16 protein-coding genes and 1 pseudogene are annotated in these 19,553 nt (G+C 73.8%); 12 read left to right on the top strand and 5 right to left on the bottom strand.

The genetic code is table 11. From position 1 onward, the window contains the following. Nucleotides 1-212 precede the first annotated feature (212 nt). Complete coding sequence (locus tag JXZ78_RS20250) at nt 213-980, bottom strand: alpha/beta fold hydrolase (RefSeq protein WP_030019259.1); 768 nt, start codon at nt 978-980, stop codon at nt 213-215. 226 nt (nt 981-1,206) lie between these two features. Here JXZ78_RS20250 and JXZ78_RS41260 point away from each other — a divergent pair, with 226 nt between their 5' ends. The 6 genes from JXZ78_RS41260 (at nt 1,207) to JXZ78_RS20220 (ending at nt 6,583) form a co-directional block, all read left to right on the top strand. After that, nucleotides 1,207-1,968: a hypothetical protein gene (locus JXZ78_RS41260; protein WP_208870126.1), complete on the top strand. Its 762-nt coding sequence runs from the start codon at nt 1,207-1,209 to the stop codon at nt 1,966-1,968. Nucleotides 1,969-2,118: 150 nt separating this feature from the next. Continuing rightward, nucleotides 2,119-3,789 (top strand): bifunctional 3'-5' exonuclease/DNA polymerase, encoded by a 1,671-nt coding sequence (locus tag JXZ78_RS20240; RefSeq protein WP_030019261.1) that lies wholly within the window; start codon nt 2,119-2,121, stop codon nt 3,787-3,789. A gap of 70 nt (nt 3,790-3,859) precedes the next feature. Next, nucleotides 3,860-4,834, top strand: coding sequence for an alpha/beta hydrolase (locus tag JXZ78_RS20235; protein ID WP_030019262.1), 975 nt, complete (start codon nt 3,860-3,862; stop codon nt 4,832-4,834). Nucleotides 4,835-4,892: 58 nt separating this feature from the next. Next, nucleotides 4,893-5,135 carry a hypothetical protein gene (locus JXZ78_RS20230; protein WP_208870127.1) on the top strand — a complete coding sequence of 81 codons (243 nt, stop codon included), beginning with the start codon at nt 4,893-4,895 and terminating at the stop codon, nt 5,133-5,135. 51 nt (nt 5,136-5,186) lie between these two features. After that, on the top strand, nt 5,187-6,104 hold the full coding sequence (locus JXZ78_RS20225; protein WP_078624120.1) for a DeoR/GlpR family DNA-binding transcription regulator: 918 nt from the start codon (nt 5,187-5,189) through the stop codon (nt 6,102-6,104). Nucleotides 6,105-6,151: 47 nt separating this feature from the next. Continuing rightward, nucleotides 6,152-6,583 (top strand): RidA family protein, encoded by a 432-nt coding sequence (locus JXZ78_RS20220; RefSeq protein ID WP_078624129.1) that lies wholly within the window; start codon nt 6,152-6,154, stop codon nt 6,581-6,583. 52 nt (nt 6,584-6,635) lie between these two features. Here JXZ78_RS20220 and JXZ78_RS20215 read toward each other — a convergent pair whose 3' ends face one another. The 3 genes from JXZ78_RS20215 to JXZ78_RS20205 form a co-directional block, all read right to left on the bottom strand. Next, the gene (locus JXZ78_RS20215; protein WP_030019266.1) at nt 6,636-7,475 is read right to left on the bottom strand and encodes an arylamine N-acetyltransferase family protein; all 840 of its coding nucleotides are present in this window, start codon (nt 7,473-7,475) and stop codon (nt 6,636-6,638) included. A 153-nt stretch (nt 7,476-7,628) separates the two neighbouring features. Further along, nucleotides 7,629-8,525, bottom strand: a complete 897-nt coding sequence (locus JXZ78_RS20210) for a glycerophosphodiester phosphodiesterase (protein ID WP_030019267.1) — start codon at nt 8,523-8,525, stop codon at nt 7,629-7,631. A 187-nt stretch (nt 8,526-8,712) separates the two neighbouring features. Beyond that, the gene (locus JXZ78_RS20205; protein ID WP_078624121.1) at nt 8,713-9,648 is read right to left on the bottom strand and encodes an MBL fold metallo-hydrolase; all 936 of its coding nucleotides are present in this window, start codon (nt 9,646-9,648) and stop codon (nt 8,713-8,715) included. A 189-nt stretch (nt 9,649-9,837) separates the two neighbouring features. On the opposite strand from JXZ78_RS20205, the gene JXZ78_RS20200 reads away from it, so the two are divergent. Next, nucleotides 9,838-10,068 carry a hypothetical protein gene (locus JXZ78_RS20200; RefSeq protein ID WP_238783248.1) on the top strand — a complete coding sequence of 77 codons (231 nt, stop codon included), beginning with the start codon at nt 9,838-9,840 and terminating at the stop codon, nt 10,066-10,068. Continuing rightward, nucleotides 10,065-11,486, top strand: a complete 1,422-nt coding sequence (locus JXZ78_RS20195; RefSeq protein WP_050502302.1) for an Asp-tRNA(Asn)/Glu-tRNA(Gln) amidotransferase GatCAB subunit A — start codon at nt 10,065-10,067, stop codon at nt 11,484-11,486. The genes JXZ78_RS20200 and JXZ78_RS20195 overlap by 4 nt, the downstream gene beginning before the upstream one ends. Nucleotides 11,487-11,590: 104 nt before the next feature. Here JXZ78_RS20195 and JXZ78_RS20190 read toward each other — a convergent pair whose 3' ends face one another. Beyond that, nucleotides 11,591-12,235, bottom strand: a complete 645-nt coding sequence (locus JXZ78_RS20190) for a TetR/AcrR family transcriptional regulator (protein ID WP_078624122.1) — start codon at nt 12,233-12,235, stop codon at nt 11,591-11,593. A gap of 134 nt (nt 12,236-12,369) precedes the next feature. Between JXZ78_RS20190 and JXZ78_RS20185 the strand changes: the two are divergent. From JXZ78_RS20185 to JXZ78_RS20170, 4 genes and pseudogenes are all read left to right on the top strand, one after another. Beyond that, a pseudogene (locus JXZ78_RS20185) lies at nt 12,370-12,630 on the top strand (hypothetical protein); the annotation flags it as partial. Nucleotides 12,631-12,827: 197 nt separating this feature from the next. Beyond that, nucleotides 12,828-14,183, top strand: coding sequence for a type VII secretion integral membrane protein EccD (gene eccD, locus JXZ78_RS20180; RefSeq protein WP_030019272.1), 1,356 nt, complete (start codon nt 12,828-12,830; stop codon nt 14,181-14,183). 53 nt (nt 14,184-14,236) lie between these two features. Then, nucleotides 14,237-15,421, top strand: coding sequence for a MinD/ParA family ATP-binding protein (locus JXZ78_RS20175; RefSeq protein WP_030019273.1), 1,185 nt, complete (start codon nt 14,237-14,239; stop codon nt 15,419-15,421). A 37-nt stretch (nt 15,422-15,458) separates the two neighbouring features. Beyond that, nucleotides 15,459-19,493: a type VII secretion protein EccC gene (locus JXZ78_RS20170; protein WP_030019274.1), complete on the top strand. Its 4,035-nt coding sequence runs from the start codon at nt 15,459-15,461 to the stop codon at nt 19,491-19,493. Nucleotides 19,494-19,553: the final 60 nt, after the last annotated feature.

Here is a 19,553-nt window from a genome sequence, read left to right as displayed (position 1 = left end):
AGGATGCGGGCACGGGCCTGTTCGACGGCAGGCCCGGCCCCCGGACCGGCGCATCAGGCGTATCAGGCGTGTCCCGTCGGATCAGGCGTGTCCCGTCGGATCAGGCGTGTCCCGTCGGATCAGGCGTGTCCCGTCGGATCAGGCGTGTCCCGTCGGATCAGGCGTGTCCCGTTAGGTCAGGCACACCAGCCGCCTCAGCCGCTTCAGCCGCCTCAGGCGCGGAGGAACTCCTCCATCCTGGAGGCCAGCGCCACCGGCGTCTCGTGCATCGGATAGTGCCCCGACCCCTCGATCGTGACGATCTCGGCCTGCGGATACCACCGCTGCCAGGTCTCCCGCATCAGATCGGCGGTCAGCGCCAGGTCGTACGCGCCGACGATCACCCGTACGGGGACGGAGTACCGCTTCGCCGCGTCCGCGACCGCCTCCGAGAGGTCGAGCAGCTGCCAGCTGGCCAGATAGGCCGCGTGCGCCTCCTCGCGGGAGATGTCGAGCGAGTGGCGCACCATGCGGTCCAGCCAGACCGGGCTCGCCCGGTGGCCCGTGACCAGGTCGATGATGGCGCGCCGCTTGGCCGGGTCCGCCGAGGCCCCGTAGAACAGCTCGTGCGTCGCGTCGTCCATCGGGTACGCCCCGGCGGGAACCGGCGCCAGGCCGAGCATCCGGTTCACCCGTTGGGGCGCGCGGACCAGCACCTGCTGCATCGCCTTGGCGCCCATCGAATGGCCCACCAGGGAGAACCGCTCCCAGCCGAGCTGGTCGGCGAGGGCCAGCACGTCGCCGGCGATCTCCGGCAGGTCGAAGCGGCCCGGTACGTACTTGCGGTCGCCGTAGCCGCGGCAGTCGAGGAAGGCGTACGTGAAGGCGGTCCGGTCCAGGAAGTCCAGGACGGAACCCCAGCCGGCCGAGGTGCCGAACCAGTCGTGGAGAACGATCACCGGATGCGGTCCTGAACCGATGGCGCGGTGCGCGATGGCCATACGGGCGACTCCCTTGTCTGCCGTCTTGACTGCCGTCTTGTCCGCCGGGGGCGGGGATGCCGGTGCGGGGTGCGTGACCTGGGTCGGCGCGCGCATTCTCCCCTTAGTCGGGTGGGTCGGGTAGGGGAGGTAACCGGCCAACGTCGGTGTTGACGGCGTGCCTTGACGGGACGGAGCGGAGAGGCGGCGACGGGCCGTTGTCAGTGGTGTGGTGTGCAATGGGGACATGAACGGGGATGTGCGGGTGAGTCACGAGCAGGTGCCGGCCTGGCGGCTGCGCGGACAGCGCCTCCTGCCGCGTACGGACCTGTCGGCCGAGGAGATCGTCAGGCGGCCGGCGGGGGTGCAGGCGCAGGTCGCCTCGTCGGCGGAGCCGGCGGTGCTGGGCGAGGCGGTCGACGAGATCCTGGACGGGCAGGTGCTGACCCGGCGGGAGCTGACCGACGCGGTGCTCGCGCGCAAGGGGCTGGACGGGCTCGGGGAGCAGCTGGTGTCCGGGTGGAGCACGGTGCTGAAGCCGCTGGCGTGGACGGGCCGGCTGTGCCAGGGGCCGGCGCGCGGGCAGCACGTGACGTTCACGTCGCCCCGGTCCTGGGTGCCGGGCCGGCGCGGCGTCCCGGCCCCGGAGGAGGCGGCGGCCTTGGCCATCCCCGCCTATCTGCGCGCGTGGACCGGCGACCCCCGCAGTGTTCGATGCGTGGCTGCTGCCCGGCTTCGACCAGTACGTCCTCGGTCCCGGCACCTTCGACGCACGCCTGATCCCGCCCGCCCACCGCGCGAAGGTGAGCCGCGCGACGGGGTGGACATCCCCGGTGGTCGTGCTCGGGGGCCGGGTCGTCGGGTGTGGTCGCTGACGGACTCGTCGTCCCTGGAGATATCGGCGTTCGACGGTGCCGCTCTCCCGGAAGCGGCGCGGGAGGAGCTGAAGGAGGAGGTCGCGAGGCTGGGGAAATGTCTGGGGAGGGAGCTGAGGGTGGTCGCGGTCTGACGGGGTGGTGGCCAGGGGGGCGCGCTGCGGGACGTGACGCGCGGGGCGGGCTTCGGACGCCGGCCTTCGGAGTCCACGAACAGCCCACGGGCAGCCCGCGAAGAACCCGCGAAGAACCCGACTAAAAGTCCGGAATGGGAAAATACACGTATGCGGTGGGTGGTCGGGGGAACGGGTGACGGGCGGGTGGCGGCGTGTGCCGTGGACGCGGCCGGGCGCCCGGTGGGGGTGCCGGTCCGGGCGGCGGGCGTGGCGGAGGCCGTACGCGCGTGCCCGGACGCGGAGCGGTGGGTGTGGCGCTCGACCGCGGAGACGTACCGGCAGCTGCTCGCGGCAGGTGTCCGTGTCGAGCGGTGCTACGACGTCGAGGCGGCCGAGGCGCTGCTGATCGGGCACGAGGAGGGTCAGTCGGGCCAGCCGCGGTCGCTGGCCGCGGCGTGGGCGCGGCGGCACCGGCTGCCGGTGCCCGACGATCCGCCGGTGCGCGGCGCGGAGCCCCAGCCGTCGCTGTTCGAGCCGGGTCCGGTGCCGCTGCCGCCGGGGGTGGACGAGTTCACGGCGTTGCTGGAGGTGTACGCGGGGCAGCTGGAACGTACGGAGCGGGCCGAGCACCCGGGCCGGATGCGGCTGCTGCTGGCCGCGGAGTCGGCCGGGACGCTCGTGGCCGCGGAGATGCGGCGGGCCGGGCTGCCGTGGCGGGCGGACGTGCACCGGGAGCTGCTGGACGAGCTGCTCGGCGAGCGCTATCCGGGCGGTCTGGAGCCGCGCCGGATGGCGGAGCTGGCGGAGGAGGTCTCGCGGGCGTTCGGGGAGGGCGTACGGGTGCGCCCGGATCTGCCGGGTGAGATCGTCAAGGCGTTCGCCGGAGCCGGGATCGCGCTGCGTTCGACCCGTAAGTGGGAGTTGCAGGAGATCCGGCACCCGGCGGTGGCACCGTTGCTGGAGTACAAGCGCCTGTACCGGCTGCACACGGCGCACGGCTGGGCGTGGTTGCAGCAGTGGGTGCACGAGGGCCGGTTCCGCCCTGAGTATCTGCCCGGAGGGACGGTCTCGGGCCGCTGGACGACCAACGGCGGCGGCGCCCTCCAGATCCCGAAGGTGGTCCGCAGGGCCGTGGTGGCCGATCCGGGCTGGCGGCTGGTGGTCGCGGACGCCGAGCAGATGGAGCCGCGGGTGCTGGCGGCGGTCTCCCGGGACCGGGGGCTGATGGAGGTGGCGGGCAGCGGCCGCGACCTGTACGCGGACCTGGCGGCGCGGGCCTTCGGGGGCGACCGGGCGCAGGCGAAGCTGGGGCTGCTGGGCGCCATTTACGGCCAGACGTCCGGGGACGCCCTCAAGCACATGGCGGACCTGCGGCGACGCTATCCGGACGCGGTGGAGTACGTGGACGTGGCCGCCCGCGCGGGCGAGGAGGGCCGGCTCGTACGGACGTGGCTGGGGCGTACGTGCCCGCCGGCGTCCGTGGCGCCGCCCGACGAGGCGGGGCTGCCGCAGGAGGACGACGTTCCGGCGTACGGCAGTACGGCGGGCGCCCGGGCCCGTGGCCGGTTCACCCGTAACTTCGTGGTGCAGGGCAGTGCCGCCGACTGGGCGCTGCTGATGCTGGCCGCGCTGCGCCGGTCGCTGGCGCCGCTCCGGGCGGAGCTGGTCTTCTTCCAGCACGACGAGGTGATCGTGCACGCCCCCGAGGAGGAGGCCGGGACGGTGGCGGCGGCCGTCGCGGAGGCCGCCGAGCTGGCGGGGCGCACGGCGTTCGGCGCGACGCCGGTGCGGTTTCCGTTCAGTACGGCGGTGGTGGAGTGTTACGCCGATGCGAAGTGAGGCGGCGGGGTAGACGGGAGGGCGGAGGGCGGCGAGGGCGCCCCGAGAGGGAGGAGAGTGAGGGCCTGCTGTGCATGTCGATCCTGAGCTTGCGCCTGTTCTGGAGCAGTTGCCTCCGCTTCTCGACCCGTACGCCGACATCGAAGGCACCCGCACCGGGATGCACACCCTCGCCCGCCACTTCCCCGCGGACCGCGACGGGGTGGCGAGCGAGCGGTTCGCGGTGCCGCGGCCGGACGGTTCGCGGCTGGCCGTGGAGGTCTACCGGCCGGTGGACGCGCCGGGACCGCTGCCCGCGGTGCTGCACTTCCACGGTGGCGGTTACACGTTCGGGCAGGCGCCGCCCGGTGAGGACCGTACGGCGATCGAGCTGGTCCGCGAGGTGCGGGCCGCGGTGGTCTCGGTGGAGTACCGCCTCGCCCCGGAGCACCCGTGCCCGGCGGCGGTCGAGGACTGCCACCTCGCCCTGGAGTGGACCGCCGGGCAGGCCGCGGCGCTCGGTGTCGACGCCGCGCGCCTCGCGGTCGGCGGGCAGTCCGCCGGGGGCGGGCTCGCCGCCGCCGTCGCGCTGATGGCGCGGGACCGGGGCGGCCCGGCCCTCGTCCACCAGTCGCTGGTCGTACCCGACCTGGACGACACGGCGGGTACCGGTCCGACGCCCGCGGACGGCGACCCGCGCCTGCCGGACGGCGCGTTCATCCAGCAGGGCTGGCGGCACTACGCCCCGGAGGGGGCGGCCGCGTACCCGTACGCGGCCGCGGCCCGCGCCACCGATCTGCGCGGCCTGCCCGCCGCCTGCGTCGTCGTCTGCGGACTCGACCCGCTGCGCGACACCGGTCTCGCCTACGCCCGCCGGCTGGTGGACGCCGGGGTGCGGGTAGCGCTGCACCACGTACCGGGGGCCTGGCACGGTTTCGAGATGTTCGCGCCGGACTCCCGCCTCGCGCGGCAGACGACGGCCCGCTGGACGGGCCTGCTGCGCGCCGCGCTCCACGGCGACCGCGAGCCGCTCAGCCGGACGCCGTCGCCACCAGCCCCCGCATGATCCGCACCTCGTCGCGACCAGCACCTCCCGCGGCTCCCGGGCCGCCGCCGACCCGGCTATGACCGCGTCGGTCGCGCCGGCCCGGCCACCGCGCTTCGTCGGCCCCTTCTCCCTGTGGCGCAGCCTGCGCGCGATGACGGCGTACGCCTACGGTGACCGGCGGCCCGGACACCGGGACACGGTCGCGGCGCACCGGGCCCGGCCGTTCCACCACGAGACGGCGTTCGCCCGTTTCCGTCCCTGCGCGGTGGCCGGAACCTTTGGCGGGCACCCGTCCTCCGGGGCGGCGGCCTCGGCGTGACCACGCCATAGACTCGGCGGACAGCCGAGAACGTACGGAAAGGGATCAGCGTTGGCCGACACCGGAGGGACTCCAGACGCCTCGGCACCGGCCACGGCCCCGGCCGGGACACCGGCACCCGCCCCGGCCGCGGAGCCCGCGCAGCACGCGAAGAGCGGCCCGGCCCCCGCACCGGCGCCCGAGGCCAAGCTGGGCCCCAAGGACCGGCGCAAGCGGATCGCCGACCGGGTGCTGGCCGAGGGGCAGGTCAGCATCGAGGACCTGGTGCAGGAGCTGGGCGTCAGCCAGATGACGGTCCACCGCGACCTGGACTCCCTGGAGCACCAGGGCTGGCTGCGCAAGGTGCGCGGCGGGGCGACCGCCGCGCCCAACGCCCTGTTCGAGTCCAACGCGCGCTGGCGCGGCAACGAGCAGGTGGCGGCGAAGGAGGCGATCTGCGCGGCCGCGCTGGCCATCGCCGAACCCGGCCAGGCCGTGATCATCGACGACTCCAGTACGGCGCTGCCGCTGGCCCGCTCGCTCGCCTCGCGCGGCGCGTACACGGTCATCACCAACTCGCTCCAGGTCATCAACGAGCTGGCCGAGGAGCCCGACATCCGGGTGATCGCCCTGGGCGGCGAGTACCACGCCGCCTTCAACGCCTTCCTCGGCATGTCCACGGCCGACATCGCCCGCAGCTTCCGCGCCGATGTCGCCTTCCTGTCCACCTCCGCCGTCGACAACGGCCACTGCTACCACCAGGCGCAGGAGAACGTCCTGGTCAAGCGGGCGCTGATGGCCGCGGCGCGGCGCAAGGTGCTGCTGGTGGACCACTCCAAGTTCGGCCGCCAGGCGCTGTACGAGCTGGCGCCGCTGGCCGATTTCGACCTGGTCATCTCCGACGAGCAGCTTCCGCAGGAGGAGCGGGACGCGCTGCAATCGCTGGGAGTACGGTACGAGTTGGCGACGGAGGGGGCGCGGCGGGCGTGAGTGAAGAACGTACCGGAGAGGGCGCGGCGGGCGTGCGGGGCGAACAGGTGCCGGGCAACGGACAGCCGCCCGTGACGGCCGGCGGCTTCGAGCGGGTGAATCCGCCCGAGCTGTCGCCGCCGACGGGTTTCAGCCATGCCGTACGGGCCGCTCCCGGCACCCTCGTGTTCCTGGCCGGCCAGACCGCGCTCGACGGGGCGGGACGCGTCGTCGGTGACGGCATCGTCGAGCAGTTCGAGCGGGCGCTGACCAATCTGCTGGCCGCGGCGCGGGCCGCCGGCGCGGGCCCCGGCGACCTGGCCAAGCTGACCGTCTTCGCCGTGGACGTGGCCGACTACCGCCGCAACGCGGCAGCTGTCGGCCGGGTGTGGAAGCGGCTGGTCGGCACGGACTACCCGGCGATGGCGGTGATCGGCGCGACGCGGCTGTGGGACGAGGCGGCGCTGGTGGAGATCGAGGGGATCGCGGTCGTTCGGTAGGGGCTTGCGGGGGCTCTGCCGGCCGCCGTACGCGTCAGGCCACCGGCACGTTTCAGGCCACCGGCGGTTCCCGGTGCAGCGCCACCAGGTCGGCCGCGTCCCGCGCGTCCAGTACGAGCCCGAAGTCCGTCTCCAGTACGGCCGGGATCTCCTCGGCCGGCACCTGCCGCACCTCGCGGGACCAGTCGGGGCGGGTCAGCGTCAGCTCCGTACCGATCAGGGCGCGCCGCAGGTCCGGGCCGGGCTGCTGGACCACCGTACGGCCGGTGAACGGCGAGCGCGGGTGGGTGGAGATGTAGTAGTTGAAGACGCCGTAGTCGGCCGGGTGACGGGCCTCCGGACCGAACGCGTACAGGTCGAACCAGCCGTCCGCGTGCCGCGAGCGCAGCACCCAGGTGCCGTCCGCCCCCTCCCGCACCAGGCCGAACGTCCACCCGCCCTGCCGGACCTCGATGCCGTCGCGCAGCGGGACCGGCTCCAGCAGCGCCTCGCCGCCGAAGCCCACGTCGGTGATCCAGTCCTCGCCGTCCAGCCGCACCTTGAGGAGGGCGTGGGTGACCGGCCGGATCTTGGTCTCTCCCACCCGGATGCGGGCGCCCAGCCCCGAGACCCGGAAGCCGAGGCGGTCCAGCGCGGCGGCGTACAGCAGGTTCTGCTCGTAGCAGTAGCCGCCGCGGCGGCGGCCGACCATCTTCTCCTGGAGGGACTTCAGGTCGAGCAGGACCGGCCGCCCCAGCACGATCTCCAGGTTCTCGAAGGCGAAGGCGGCGGCGTGCCGGGCGTGCAGCTCCCGCAGGGCGGCCGCCGTCGGCGCGCGCTCGCCCTCGTACCCGATCCGTGCGAGGTACGCGTCGAGGTCCAGCTGGTCCCCGCTCCAGGTGCTGTCGGTCATGCCGGTCCCTGCTCCTTCTGTGCCCCGGGCCACACCCCGGGGCGCCTGCTCACCTGCGGTCGGCGACGCGCCGCCCCTGCGACCTTACGAGACGGCCGGGGGCGGGGGTGGTGGGGGCGGGAGCGGTGCCGGATGCCGGATGCCGGATGCCGGTCAGACGATGACGCCGTCGAAGCCGTAAGCGGAAGCGATGCGCGCGTGGTTCCCCAGCGGCACGTCCCAGGCGAAGACCTCCATCCGGCGGCCGTGCACACCGCGCAGCCGGTGGACGGCGGCCACGTACTGTGCGTTCACCTTGGACAGCTGGGGGTTGATCTGGTCGACGTAGCGCGTGTACGAGGCGAGCTCGTTCAGCGGCGGATTGCCCAGGAACCCCGTACGGACATCCGGCACCAGCCGGTGCACCGTCTGCATACTGCGGGCGCTGAAGCTCTGCACCACCAGCCGGCGGCGCACGTGCCCCCGGTCGAGCCAGCCCGCGCCCGCCAGCTCCTTGACGATGCGGGCCTCGATGCCGGGGTAGAGCTGCGGGCTCTTGATCTCCAGCAGCAGCCGCAGGTCGTGGTCCTCCATCCGCCGCAGGAACTCCGCCAGCGTCGGCACCCGTTCGCGCGCGTAGCGCTTGCCGAACCAGGTCCCGGCGTCCAGCCGCGCGATCTCGGCGGCCGTGAAGTCCCGCACCCTCCAGGGCGCCCGCTTGGGGAACACGCGCCGGGCGTCGGTGGTCCGCGCCAGCGTGGGGTCGTGCATCACCACCAGCTTCCCGTCCCGGGTCTGCTGCACGTCGTTCTCGACCCACTTGAAGCCCTGCCGGTCCGCCGCGTCCACGGCGGCGAGGGTGTTCTCCGGGGCCACCCGGGAAGCGCCCCGGTGCGCGACGACGACCGGTCCGGAGAGCCAGGGAATGTTCACGGCGTCGGCGAGCGGAGCCGTCACCCGGCCGGCGGTGCCCGGACTGGCCTGCGCACTGCCCGCGCAGACCGGCGTCAGGCCCGCGGCCAGCAGGGCGCATCCGGTGGCCGCCGCGATACGGAACGATCTCTGGTTCATCAGGGCCTCCCGGGCACGCCCACCGCAGACAGCAACGACTGCGACAGCCTTGCCCCGATATGCCCTTAAGCATTCAAGAATGCCGCCAAGCGGGGGCGCGCACGCCGAGGAGTGCACGCCCCGGCGTGTCGTCGGGCCGGGCGCCCCGGTACGGGGTGGTGTCCTTCCAGGCGGGAGTGAGGGACCGTCACGCGCCACCGACGACCTCCAGCCGGTACCGCCCCTCACCCGTACCGCTCCCGGCTCCGGCTTCCGCCGAGCCCGCCCCCTCTCGCCGCACCAGCCCGCCGGTCGGCGCCGCGAAGTGGCTCCCGAGCATCAGCGCACCGCTCCGCGCCACCTCGTCGAACAGCCACCGCCGCGTCCGTACGGCTTCCTCCGGGTCGATGTCGACGCTGCTGCACAACTGAGGGTGTGCCAGCTGAACGGGGTGGTGCACGCAGTCACCAGTGATGATCGCCGACTCCCCCCGGCTGTGCAGGGCGACCGCGATCTGGCCGGGCGTGTGACCGGGCGTCGGGACGAGCGTGACGCCGGGGAGGACCTCGACGCCGGGCGCGGTGACGTCGACCAGGTCCAGCAGGCCGTGTTCCCGTACGGGATCGACCGAGTCGCGGAACATCTGACGACGGCTCTCCTCCATCTCGACACCGGACCAATAGGCGTACTCGGCGCGGGAGGTGAGGTAGCGGGCGCGCGGGAAGGTCGGCTGCCAACTGCCGTCGGGGGCGAGGCGGGTGTTCCAGCCGACGTGGTCGGCGTGGAGGTGCGTAAGGATCACGTGGTCGATCCGCTCCGGCGGGAAGCTGGCGGCGGTGAGCCGGTCGAGGTACGGCGTGTCGAGCTGGTGCCAGGCGGGGTTGGCGCGCGTCTTCCCGTTGCCGATGCCGGTGTCGACCAGTACGCGCAAACCGTCGGCCTCCAGCGCGAAGGTGTGCACGGCGGCGCGGAGCGTGCCGTCGGGGCGGGCGAACTCCGGGGCGAGCCAGGGCGTTCCGGCCACAAGGTCCGGCGTCGCCTCGGGGAGCAGCCAGGCGCCGGTCTCGGGCGGCAGCGCGACTTCGTCGATGCGGTGCACGACGATGTCGCCGATGTGCCAGGTCTGCGCGGGGCGGGGGGACATGGGGCCTCCGTACGGGTGGGAGCGGGGCGGGGGGGCGAGGGGCACGACCGGGCCGGAGCCGGAACACCCTCACGACGCCAAAAGCTAAGCATTTGCCTTAACCGAGACTAGCCCCCTAGGCTCACCAAACGCAAAGGCTTAGCTTTAACGCGTCCCACTCGTCCTTCCCGTCGCCCCCTCGGAGGCCCCATGCCCCCCTCCCGCACCTCCTCCGCTCTCACCCCCGACGACATCGCCCACCTGGCCCGGCGGGCCGGGCTCCCCCTCCCCGAAGAGCGCCTGGCCGGCGTCGCCGCCACCGCGAACGTCATCGACACCGTCCTCAGCGCCCTCCGCACCCTGCCTCTGGGCGACACACCACCCGCCTCTGTCTTCACCGCCGCCCCTCGCACCTCCCCCCTCCCCCGGAAGTCCTCATGACACACGCGCCCTCCTCCACCCCCACTCCCCTCCCCTACCACCTCTCCCTCACCGAAGCCGCCCGCCTCATCGCGGACCGCACCCTCTCCCCCGTCGAACTCACCACCTCCGTCCTCGACCGGATCGCCGCCGTGGAGGCGAAGGCCGGCGCCTACGTGACGGTGACCGGCGAAGCGGCGCTCGCCTCCGCCGCCGAGGCCGAACGGGAGATCGCCGCCGGGCGCCACCGCGGCCCGCTGCACGGCATCCCCGTGGCCTTGAAGGATCTGATCGACGTGGCCGGCGTACCGACCACGGCGAGCTCCCGGGTACGGGACGGCCACACGCCGGACGCGGACGCCGCCGTCACGGAACGGCTGCGGGCCGCCGGCGCGGTGCTGACCGGCAAGACCCACACCCACGAGTTCGCGTACGGCCTGACCACCCCGCAGACCCGTAACGCCTGGTCACCCGAGCACGTCGCCGGGGGCTCCAGCGGCGGCTCCGCGGCCGCCGTCGCGGCCGGCACGGCCACCTTCGCCCTCGGCACCGACACCGGCGGCTCGATCCGCGTACCCGCCGCCCTCAACCACGTGGTCGGCCTGAAACCGACGTACGGCCTGGTCCCCCGGCACGGCGTGACCTCCCTGTCGTGGTCGCTGGACCACGTGGGCCCGATCACCCGTACGGCCGGCGACGCGGCCCTGGTCCTCCAGGCGCTCGCCGGACACGACCCGCGCGACCCGGCGTCCCTGGACCGCCCGCACGAGGACTACACCCGCGCCCTCGGCAAGCCGGTCACCGGCCTGCGCATCGGCGTCCCCGTCAACTACTACTTCGACCGGGTGCGGCCCCAGGTGGCGGCCGCGGTCCGCGCCGCCGTCGACGCGCTCACCGCGCTCGGCGCCACCGCCGTACCCGTACACGTCCCGATGACGGAGTACGTCCACGCCGCCCAGTGGGGTCACATGGTCCCCGAGGCCACCGCGTACCACCAGGACACGCTGCGGGCCGTCCCCGACCTGTACTCCGACGACGTACGGATACTCCTCGAAGCCGGCGAGTTCTTCCCGGCCACCGACTACATCCGCGCCCAGCGCACCCGGACGCTGATGCACCAGGCCTGGCTCGAACTCTTCGACGGCATCGACGCGCTCGCCGGCCCCACCGTCCCCGCCACCGCCGCCCGCGCCGACCAGACGGCCTTCGCCTGGCCCGACGGCTCGACCGAGCCCGTCTCCGACGCCTACGTACGCCTCTCCGCCCCCGCCAACCTCACCGGTTTCCCCGCCCTCTCCGTCCCCGTCGGCTTCGACGACCAGGGCCTGCCCATCGGGATGCAGCTGGTCGGTCGCCCGCTGGGCGAATCCACCCTGCTGCAGCTCGGACACGCCTACGAGACCGCCCACCGGCCGGTGCCACGGACAGCCCCGGCCTGACCGTCAGCCGGGCCGGCCATCAGCCGGATCGGACCACCGGCCGAACCTGGCCGTCACCCGGACCTGGCCGTCACCCGGGCCTGGCCGTCACCCGGACCTGGCCGTCACCCGGGCAGCAGCCGCTCCACCAGGCGCCGCGCATAGTCCGCGCCGGCCCCGGAGCCGGCCGCCCCGGCCGGTCCCGCCTGCTCCTCCCCCACCGCGGTCTCCGCCCCCGGCCGGAACAGGATCCGGTACATGATCGGCGCCACGACCACGTCCATGGCCTCTTCCAGTTCCGGCACGGTTTCCCCGCGCCCGGCCGCCCGCCCCAGCAGGATCCGCACCTGCTCGGCCGCGTACGCGGAACACTGCCCGGCGTTGCCGCCGTCCGGATCGCCCGCCAGCGCGTCCCGGATGTACGCACGGCCGGCGGCGGAGGCCATCTCCTCCAGGAACTGCTCCGCCCAGGCCCCGAAATCGGCACGCAGCGACCCGTGATCCTCCGGCGCCCCCTCCGGCCGCAGCCGCTCCACCGCCACGTCCGACAGCAGTTCCTGGAGGTCACCCCACCGCCGGTACACGGTCGACGGCGTCACCCCGGCCCGCGCCGCGACCAGCGGCACCGTCAGCCCGTCCCGCCCGCGCTCACCGATCAGCTCCCGTACGGCCCGGTGCACCGACTCCTGCACCCGCGCGCTGCGGCCACCGGGCCGAGCAGCCTTCCTGCTCCCCTTGGCCGCGGTACCGGAACCGGAACCCTCTTTCATCCTGCCAGTCACCCCTCCACCTTAACGCGAAATCTTTGCGTCAGTGGTGCGACGACCTCCGGCCAAAGGCAGCGCCCGCGTGCGCCTCTGTCACACCCATGCCCTATGTTGCAGAGGCACGGTAGGGGGGCGAAATGGCGCGGGATTACGACAGTCAACTACTGGAGTCGGTGGCGGTCCGCCGGCGCAGGATGCGCGACGCCCTGCTCTTCGGCGCCCAGCGGGGGCGGCGCACGGTGGACGAGCGGCTCGGAAAGATATTCGCGGGGATCGCGGTCGCGGCCGTCCTGTGCGCGGGATGCGTCGCATGGTCGTTCTTGCAGCACACGCTGGACCGGCAGAAGGCCGAGCAGGAGAAACAGCAACGCCGGGCGCGGCAGTACGAACAACCGCCGAAGTCCGCCAAGTCGGCGGAATCCCGGAAACCCACCGATCAGGTTCGGGCGGGCTTTGCGGCATTCCGGGGACAAACGCAAAGGACTTCTCCCGGTGGGGGGCGTTTTCTTGAAACAGCGACGAGCGGCGGCCGAGAACACCGGCAGGTGCGGTCGGCCCGGGAGTTCGCCGGATCCCCGATGGTAGGTTCCCGCAAGTGGTGAGCAGAACGACGACTTCGCAGGCGCGGCTGAGCCGGGTGACGTTGGTCGGCGAACGACGCCGGGCCGACATCGTGCTGCTTTCCGACACTCCGATAGGTCAGCTGATCCCGGACATCCTGACGTTGCTGGACGACCGGCCCGGGCCCCGCCCGCTGTCCCGGCAGTTGATCACGTCCGACGGGTCCGCGCTGCCGCACGACAGCACCCTGGCGTCCGCCGGGATCGCCGACGGCGCGGTGCTCCGGCTCGTCCGGACGCATTCCGCGCCGCCCGCTCCGGTCGTGCACGACGTCACCGACCAGGTGGCCGACGACCTCGGCGTACGGGCTTGGCGCTGGCGGCCCGCCGCGCGCAGGGTCGGCGCGGGTGCGGCGTCCGTGGGCTTCGCGGTGGCCGCCGCGCTGCTCGCCCGCCGTGAGGTCGCGCTCGCCACCCTGGCCGGTGTGCTGTCCGCCGTCACGCTGGTGCTGCTGCCGGCCGGCGCGCTGGTCGCCAGGCTCGGGCGCGGCAACCGGGGCCTGGCGACCGCCCTGCTGGCCGCCGCCGGCGGGCTCGGCGTGCTCGCCGCGTGGACGGCCGCCGACGCGTACGCCTGGCCGGGCCCGGCGCGGCTCGCCGCCGTCGCGGGCGCGCTGGTCCTGACGCTGGTGTTCCTCGGGTACTTCTCGCCGCTGGGCAAGGGCGGCCTCGTCGGTGCCGTGACCACGGGCGCGCTCACCGCCGCGTGGGAAGCGGTCGCCGCCGTACAGGGCGAACCGGCCCGGCTCGGCGCGGTCCTGGCCGTCGTCTCCCTGATGCTGCTCGGCCTGCTGCCACGGCTCGCGCTGATGGCGTCCGGTCTCACCGCGCTCGACGACCGGCGCTCGGCCGGTGCCTCGGTCAGCCGCCACCAGGTGGGGACGGCGCTCGCGGTGACGCACCGCGGCCTGGCCCTGTCGACGACGGTCACCGCGATATCGGCGGCCGCCGCGGGCTGGCTGCTCACTCTGGCGGCAGAACCGTCCGTGTGGTCCGTGGCGCTCGCCTCGCTCATCGTCGTGGTGCTGCTGTCGAAGGCACGGGCCTTCCCGCTGGTCGCCGAGGTCGTCGCGCTCTTCGCCGCCGCGTCGTGCGTCGTCGTACGGCTCGTCGTGGTGTGGATGGAGCGCACCGGGACCGCCGGGCCGCTCGCCGTGCTGTGCGCGGCCGCGGCGCTTCCCCTGCTCGTGCTGGCGGTGCAGTTTCCCGAGCATGTGCAGGTGCGCCTGCGGCGCGTGGCCGACCTGGCCGAATCCATCGGCATGGTGGCACTCTTCCCGCTCGCCTTCGGGGTGTTCGGTGTGTACGGGCAGCTGCTCAACCGGTTCTGAGTCGTTTCGCGGGTGCTCCGGGCGGGGCAGCACTTTGGGGGTGGAGGGCAGGTATGCCGAACGGAGGCGACTGGCAGAGTGATGTGCTGCGGGACCTGAGAGGTGTTCCTCACCAGGTCGCGGAAAGCACAGCCGAGCCGGCCCGAAGTGACTCCGCGCCTGGCCTGGAGCGCCCCGTGGAGGCCGTACAGGAGCCGGCCCCTGTCCAGGGGGCTGACGCCCAGCCGACGGCCTCCGGGCGGACCGGCCGGCAGCGCCAGGACCCAACACCTCGGGACGTGGCCGGAGACGCCCCGGCTCCCGCGCCCCGCGCCGTTCCGGAGGCCCGCCCCGTGCTGGGCGACGGCCCGTCCGTGGCGCTGGACCGCACGCCGCGGCACGGCGAGTCCGTCACCGCGCGGGCCGTACGCACCCTGCGCCATACGCTCTACGCGTCGGCCACCCGTGAGGTCGCCGCTGCCACCCGTACCGCCGAAATGCTCCAGCGCCCGGTGACGACCGGCCGGCAGATCGCCGTCACCTCCATCCGGGGCGGCTCCGGCAAGACCACGGTCGCCGCGCTGCTCGGCACCGCGTACGCGCACTACCGGCAGGACCCGGTCCTCTTCCTGGAGGCCGACCCGGCGCTCGGCTCGCTGCCGCTGCGGCTCGGCGCCGACACGGTGCGCTGGACCACCGGGGACCTCGCCGACCTGGTCACCCCCGACATGACCCTGCCCGACGTCACCGGACACCTGGTCCCGCTCCCCGACAACGCCTGGCTGCTGCCCGCGAGTCAGGGCCGGGTCGGTACGAGCCTGGACAGCCGGGCGTACGAGCGGGCGGTGGTCGCGCTGCGCCGCTACTTCGGCGTGATGGTCGTCGACTGCGAGACGCTGCCCGCCGAGGTCGCCCGTGTCGCACTCGCCGCGGCCCACAGCCGCGTACTGACCAGTCCCGCCACACCGGAAGGCGTCAGCAGTACGTACGCGGTGCTCCGGTGGATGCGGGAACTGCCGCGCCGGCTGCTCGCCGGCACCGTCGTCGTGCTCACCGAACCGACGCCCCACCCAGGCATCGACCTCGCCGCGGCCGCCCGGCACCTCCGGTCCACCGGGGCGGCCGTCCGCACCCTGCCGTACGACCGCCACCTGGCGTCCGGCGGCCCGATCCGCACCGCCTCGCTCGCCCACCCCACCAGGAAAGCCGCCGCCCGCCTCGCCGCCGAGATCTTCCACCTCGCCCAGCAGCGCCACTGAACCGGATGCCGAGCCCGAACGTGAACGACGGACGCCGATGAGTACCCGACTGATCCACCGCCCGGCCAGGACCGCCAAGCCCCCGGCCGCCCCCGAGGCACGCCTCGTCGAGGCCCCGCCCAACCTCCCGGAGGGCAAGGCGGGCAACGTCGCGATGTCGCTGCTGCCGGTCGCGGGCGTCATGTCGTCCGTGGTGATGATGACCGTCGTACGCAACAGCCAGTTCGCCGCGCTCGGCGCGATCATCCTGGTCGTCACCGTCATCGGCTCGGTCGTGCTCGTCCTCTCGCAGCGCGGCAAGGCCCAGCGCACCCGGCGCACCCAGCGCGAGGCGTACCTCGCCTACCTGGAGGACCTGCGCGAGGAGCTCGCCGCCGAGGAGCGCGAGCGGCGCGGCCGCGCCGACGTCCTCGACCCGCCGCCGCCCGCCCTGTACGACATGGCCCGCGACCCGGCCCGCCTGTGGGAGCGCCGGCGCGGCGACCGCGACTTCCTGCGCGTCCGGGCCGGCACCGGCGAGATGCCCGTACGCGATCTGCGCATCGCCCAGCAGGGCTCGTCCGTCCTCACCCCGCCCGACCGCTTCATGCTCAACGAGGCGTCGGCCCTGATGGCCCGCTTCCGTACCGGCACCGATCTCCCGCTCACCGTCCCGCTCGACCGCGTCGGCAACGTCAGCGTCATCGGCCCGCGTGAGGACTGCCTGCGCCTCGCGCGCGCCCTGCTCGTCCAGACGGCCGCTCTGCACGCCCCCGACGACGTGGGCGTGGCGCTCGCCGTGCCCGGCCACCGGCTGGCGGACTGGGAGTGGGCCAAGTGGCTGCCGCACCTGCTCGACACGGAGCAGTTCGACGGCCCCGTCGCCGCCCGGCGCATCGCGCCCTCCGCGCCGCAGCTCGCCCGGCAGCTCGGCCCCGAACTGCGCCGGCGCGCCTCGTACGCGGCGGAGGTGCGGCGCGGTCTCTCCGGCAAGGACGCCCTGTCCCTGACGTCCCGGCTGCTCGTCGTCGCCGACGGGCACGGGGCGGACGCCGTCGAACTCCCGCGTCCCGACGAGGCGGTGAGCCTGCGGGAGATGGCCGTCACCGTCCTGCACCTGCTCGACCGGCGGGTCCAGGAGCCGGGGCAGGTCAGCGTCCGGATCACCGTCGACGGCGACCAGGTGACCGTCGAAGACCTGCGCGAACCGGAACCGGTCGGCGCGCACGGCACCGTGGACGAGGTGAGCGTCCCGTTCGCCGAAGGGCTGGCGCGGATGCTGGCGCCGCTGCGCCTGTCCGCCGAGTCGCTCGTCGACGCGCCCCTGTCCGGGCCGGTCGGGTTCGCCGGCCTCCTCGGCATCGACGACGTGGCGCGGCTCGACGTCCCCAGCCTGTGGGCGCCGCGCGGCGAGCGTGCCTTCCTGCGCGTACCGATCGGCGTCAACGACTCCCACGAGCCGGTGCTGCTGGACCTGAAGGAGTCGTCGGAGCTGGGCATGGGCCCGCACGGCCTGTGCGTCGGTGCCACCGGCTCCGGCAAGTCGGAGCTGCTGCGCACCCTCGTCCTCGCCCTGGTGGCCACGCACCCGCCGGAGGACCTCGCCCTGGTCCTCGTCGACTACAAGGGCGGGGCGACCTTCGCGCCGTTCGCGGACCTGCCGCACGTCGCCGGTGTCATCACCAACCTGGAGAACCAGGCCGGCCTGGTCGAACGCGTCCACGCCTCGCTCGCCGGCGAGGTCAAGCGCCGCCAGCAGCTCCTCAAGGACGCCGGCAACATCGCCGACATCGGTGACTACGCCGCCCTGCGCGGCAGCCGGCGGCCCGACCTGGATCCGCTGCCGCATCTGTTCGTCGTCATCGACGAGTTCGGCGAACTGCTCACGGCCAGGCCGGACTTCATCGACCTGTTCCTGTCCATAGGCCGCATCGGCCGCTCCATCGGCGTCCATCTGCTGCTCTCCAGCCAGCGCATCGAGGGCGGCAACCTCAAAGGGCTGGACACCTACCTCTCGTACCGGCTCGGCCTGCGCACCTTCTCCGCCGACGAGTCCCGTACGGTCCTGGACACCACGGACGCCTTCCACCTGCCGCCGCTGCCCGGTTTCGGCTACCTCAAGGTCGACACCAGCCACTACGACCGCTTCAAGGCGAGCTATGTGTCGGGCCCCTACCGAGGCCCCGTACCCAGCTCGGACGAGGAGACCAGCGGGCCTCGCGTCCTTCGCTACGAAGCCTTCAACACCACGGGCGACGGGCAGGGCACGGACGTCGAGGAACCGGCCGCACGCCGCCGTGAGACCGGACCGACCGAGCTGAGCGTCATGGTCGGGCAGCTGGCAGAGGCCCCCGGCACGGTACGCCGGATCTGGCTGCCTCCGCTGCCCGGCGCGATCGCCCTGGACACCGCCGCCGGACCGCTGGACGTGGGGCGACGCGGACTCCAGCTCCTGGACAGGAGGGGACGCGCCACGGGAGCAGCCGCGAAGACGGACGGCGGCCGGACCGCGGGCGCGGAACGGTCCCCGCTCCGGGTCCCGCTCGGTCTGCTGGACGACCCGGCCCGACAGTGGCAGGGCCAGTGGTACCTGGACCTCACCGTGGCCGGCGGCCACGCCGCGCTCATCGGCGGACCGCAGTCCGGCAAGACCACCCTCCTGCGCACCTTCGTCCTCTCGCTCGCACTGACCCACACCCCGCAGGAGGTCGGCGTCTACGGCCTCGACCTGGTCGGCGGCGGCCTCCAGGCGCTCTCGGCCCTGCCGCACGTCGGCGGGGTCGCGGGACGGGCCGACCGGGAACGCGCGGCACGGACCGTCGAAGAGGTACGGACCATGCTCACGGCCCGCGAAGACCTCTTCCGTGAGCACGCCATCGACTCCCTCGACCAGCTGCGGACCCTGCACGCCGCGGGCCGGCTGCCCGAGCTGCCCTCCGCCGAGATCGTGCTGGTCATCGACGGGTTCGGCGGTCTGCGCGACGACTTCGAGGAACTGGACGACGACGTCGCCGACATCCTCAGACGCGGCGGCGGTTACGGCGTCCACGTCGTCGCCGCCATGCTCCGCTGGAACGACGCGCGCATCGCCGTCCAGTCGAACTTCGGCACCCGCGTCGAGCTGCGGCTGAACGATCCCGGCGAGTCCTGCATCGACCACAAGCTCGCCGCCACCCTCTCCCCGGACGAGCCCGGCCGCGTCCTCACCGACGGACGGCTCTTCGCCCAGGCCGCGCTGCCCCGTACGGACGGCATCGCCGACACCGCGGAGCTGGGCGCGGTCCTGGAGCGGACGGCCCGCACGGTCCGCGCGTCGTGGAGCGGCGAGGTCGCCCAGCCGGTACGGGTCCTCCCGCACCTCCTGGAGCCCCAGCTCCTGCCGGGCCCGGCGGCCGAACCCACGCGCGTGCCGATCGGCCTGGACCAGGCGGCGCTCGAACCCATCCTGCTCGACCTGTTCGCCCACGACCAGCACCTGCTGGTCCTCGGCGACAGCGAGTGCGGCAAGACGAACCTCCTGAAGGCCGTCGCCGGCGGCCTCGTCGACCGCTACGGCGAGGACGAGCTGGTCTTCGCCGTCATGGACCCGCGACGCGGCCTGCGCGGCGCGATCCCCGAAGAGTTCAACGGCGGCTACGCGTACAACACCAAGCTGTGCGCGGGCCTCGCCAACGGCATCGCGACCGTACTGGAGCAGCGGCTGCCCGACGACACCGCGCGCCTGGAGGAACTGGAGCCCGGCAGCTGGGGCGGCGGCCCGCGGATCGTGGTCCTCGTGGACGACTACGACGTCCTGACCACCGCGGGCCAGGCGCCACTGGCTCCGTTCCTGCCGTACATCCCGGCCGCCGCGGACATCGGCCTGCACTTCGTCCTGACGCGCCGCGTGGCAGGCGCCTCACGCGGCATGTACGAGCCGCTCGTGCAGAGCCTGCGCGAATCGGGGGCCGCGGCGCTCCTCATGGCGGGCGACCGCGGCGAGGGCCAGCTGTTCCCCGGCCTGTACGCGTCCCAGCAGCCCGCCGGCCGCGGCGTACTCGTCCGCAGGGGCCGCCCCCACCGCCTCATCCAGACCGTGTACGCCCCCGAGTGACCCGCCCGACTGCTCCCGCGCGCAGGCGATCCACCCGGACCGCGGCGGCCGAGCCACGAA

The organism is Streptomyces monomycini, assembly GCF_022271435.1.
In the GTDB taxonomy this organism is placed as follows: Bacteria; Actinomycetota; Actinomycetes; order Streptomycetales; family Streptomycetaceae; genus Streptomyces; species Streptomyces monomycini.
This window is presented reverse-complemented; position numbering and strand designations above follow the sequence as displayed.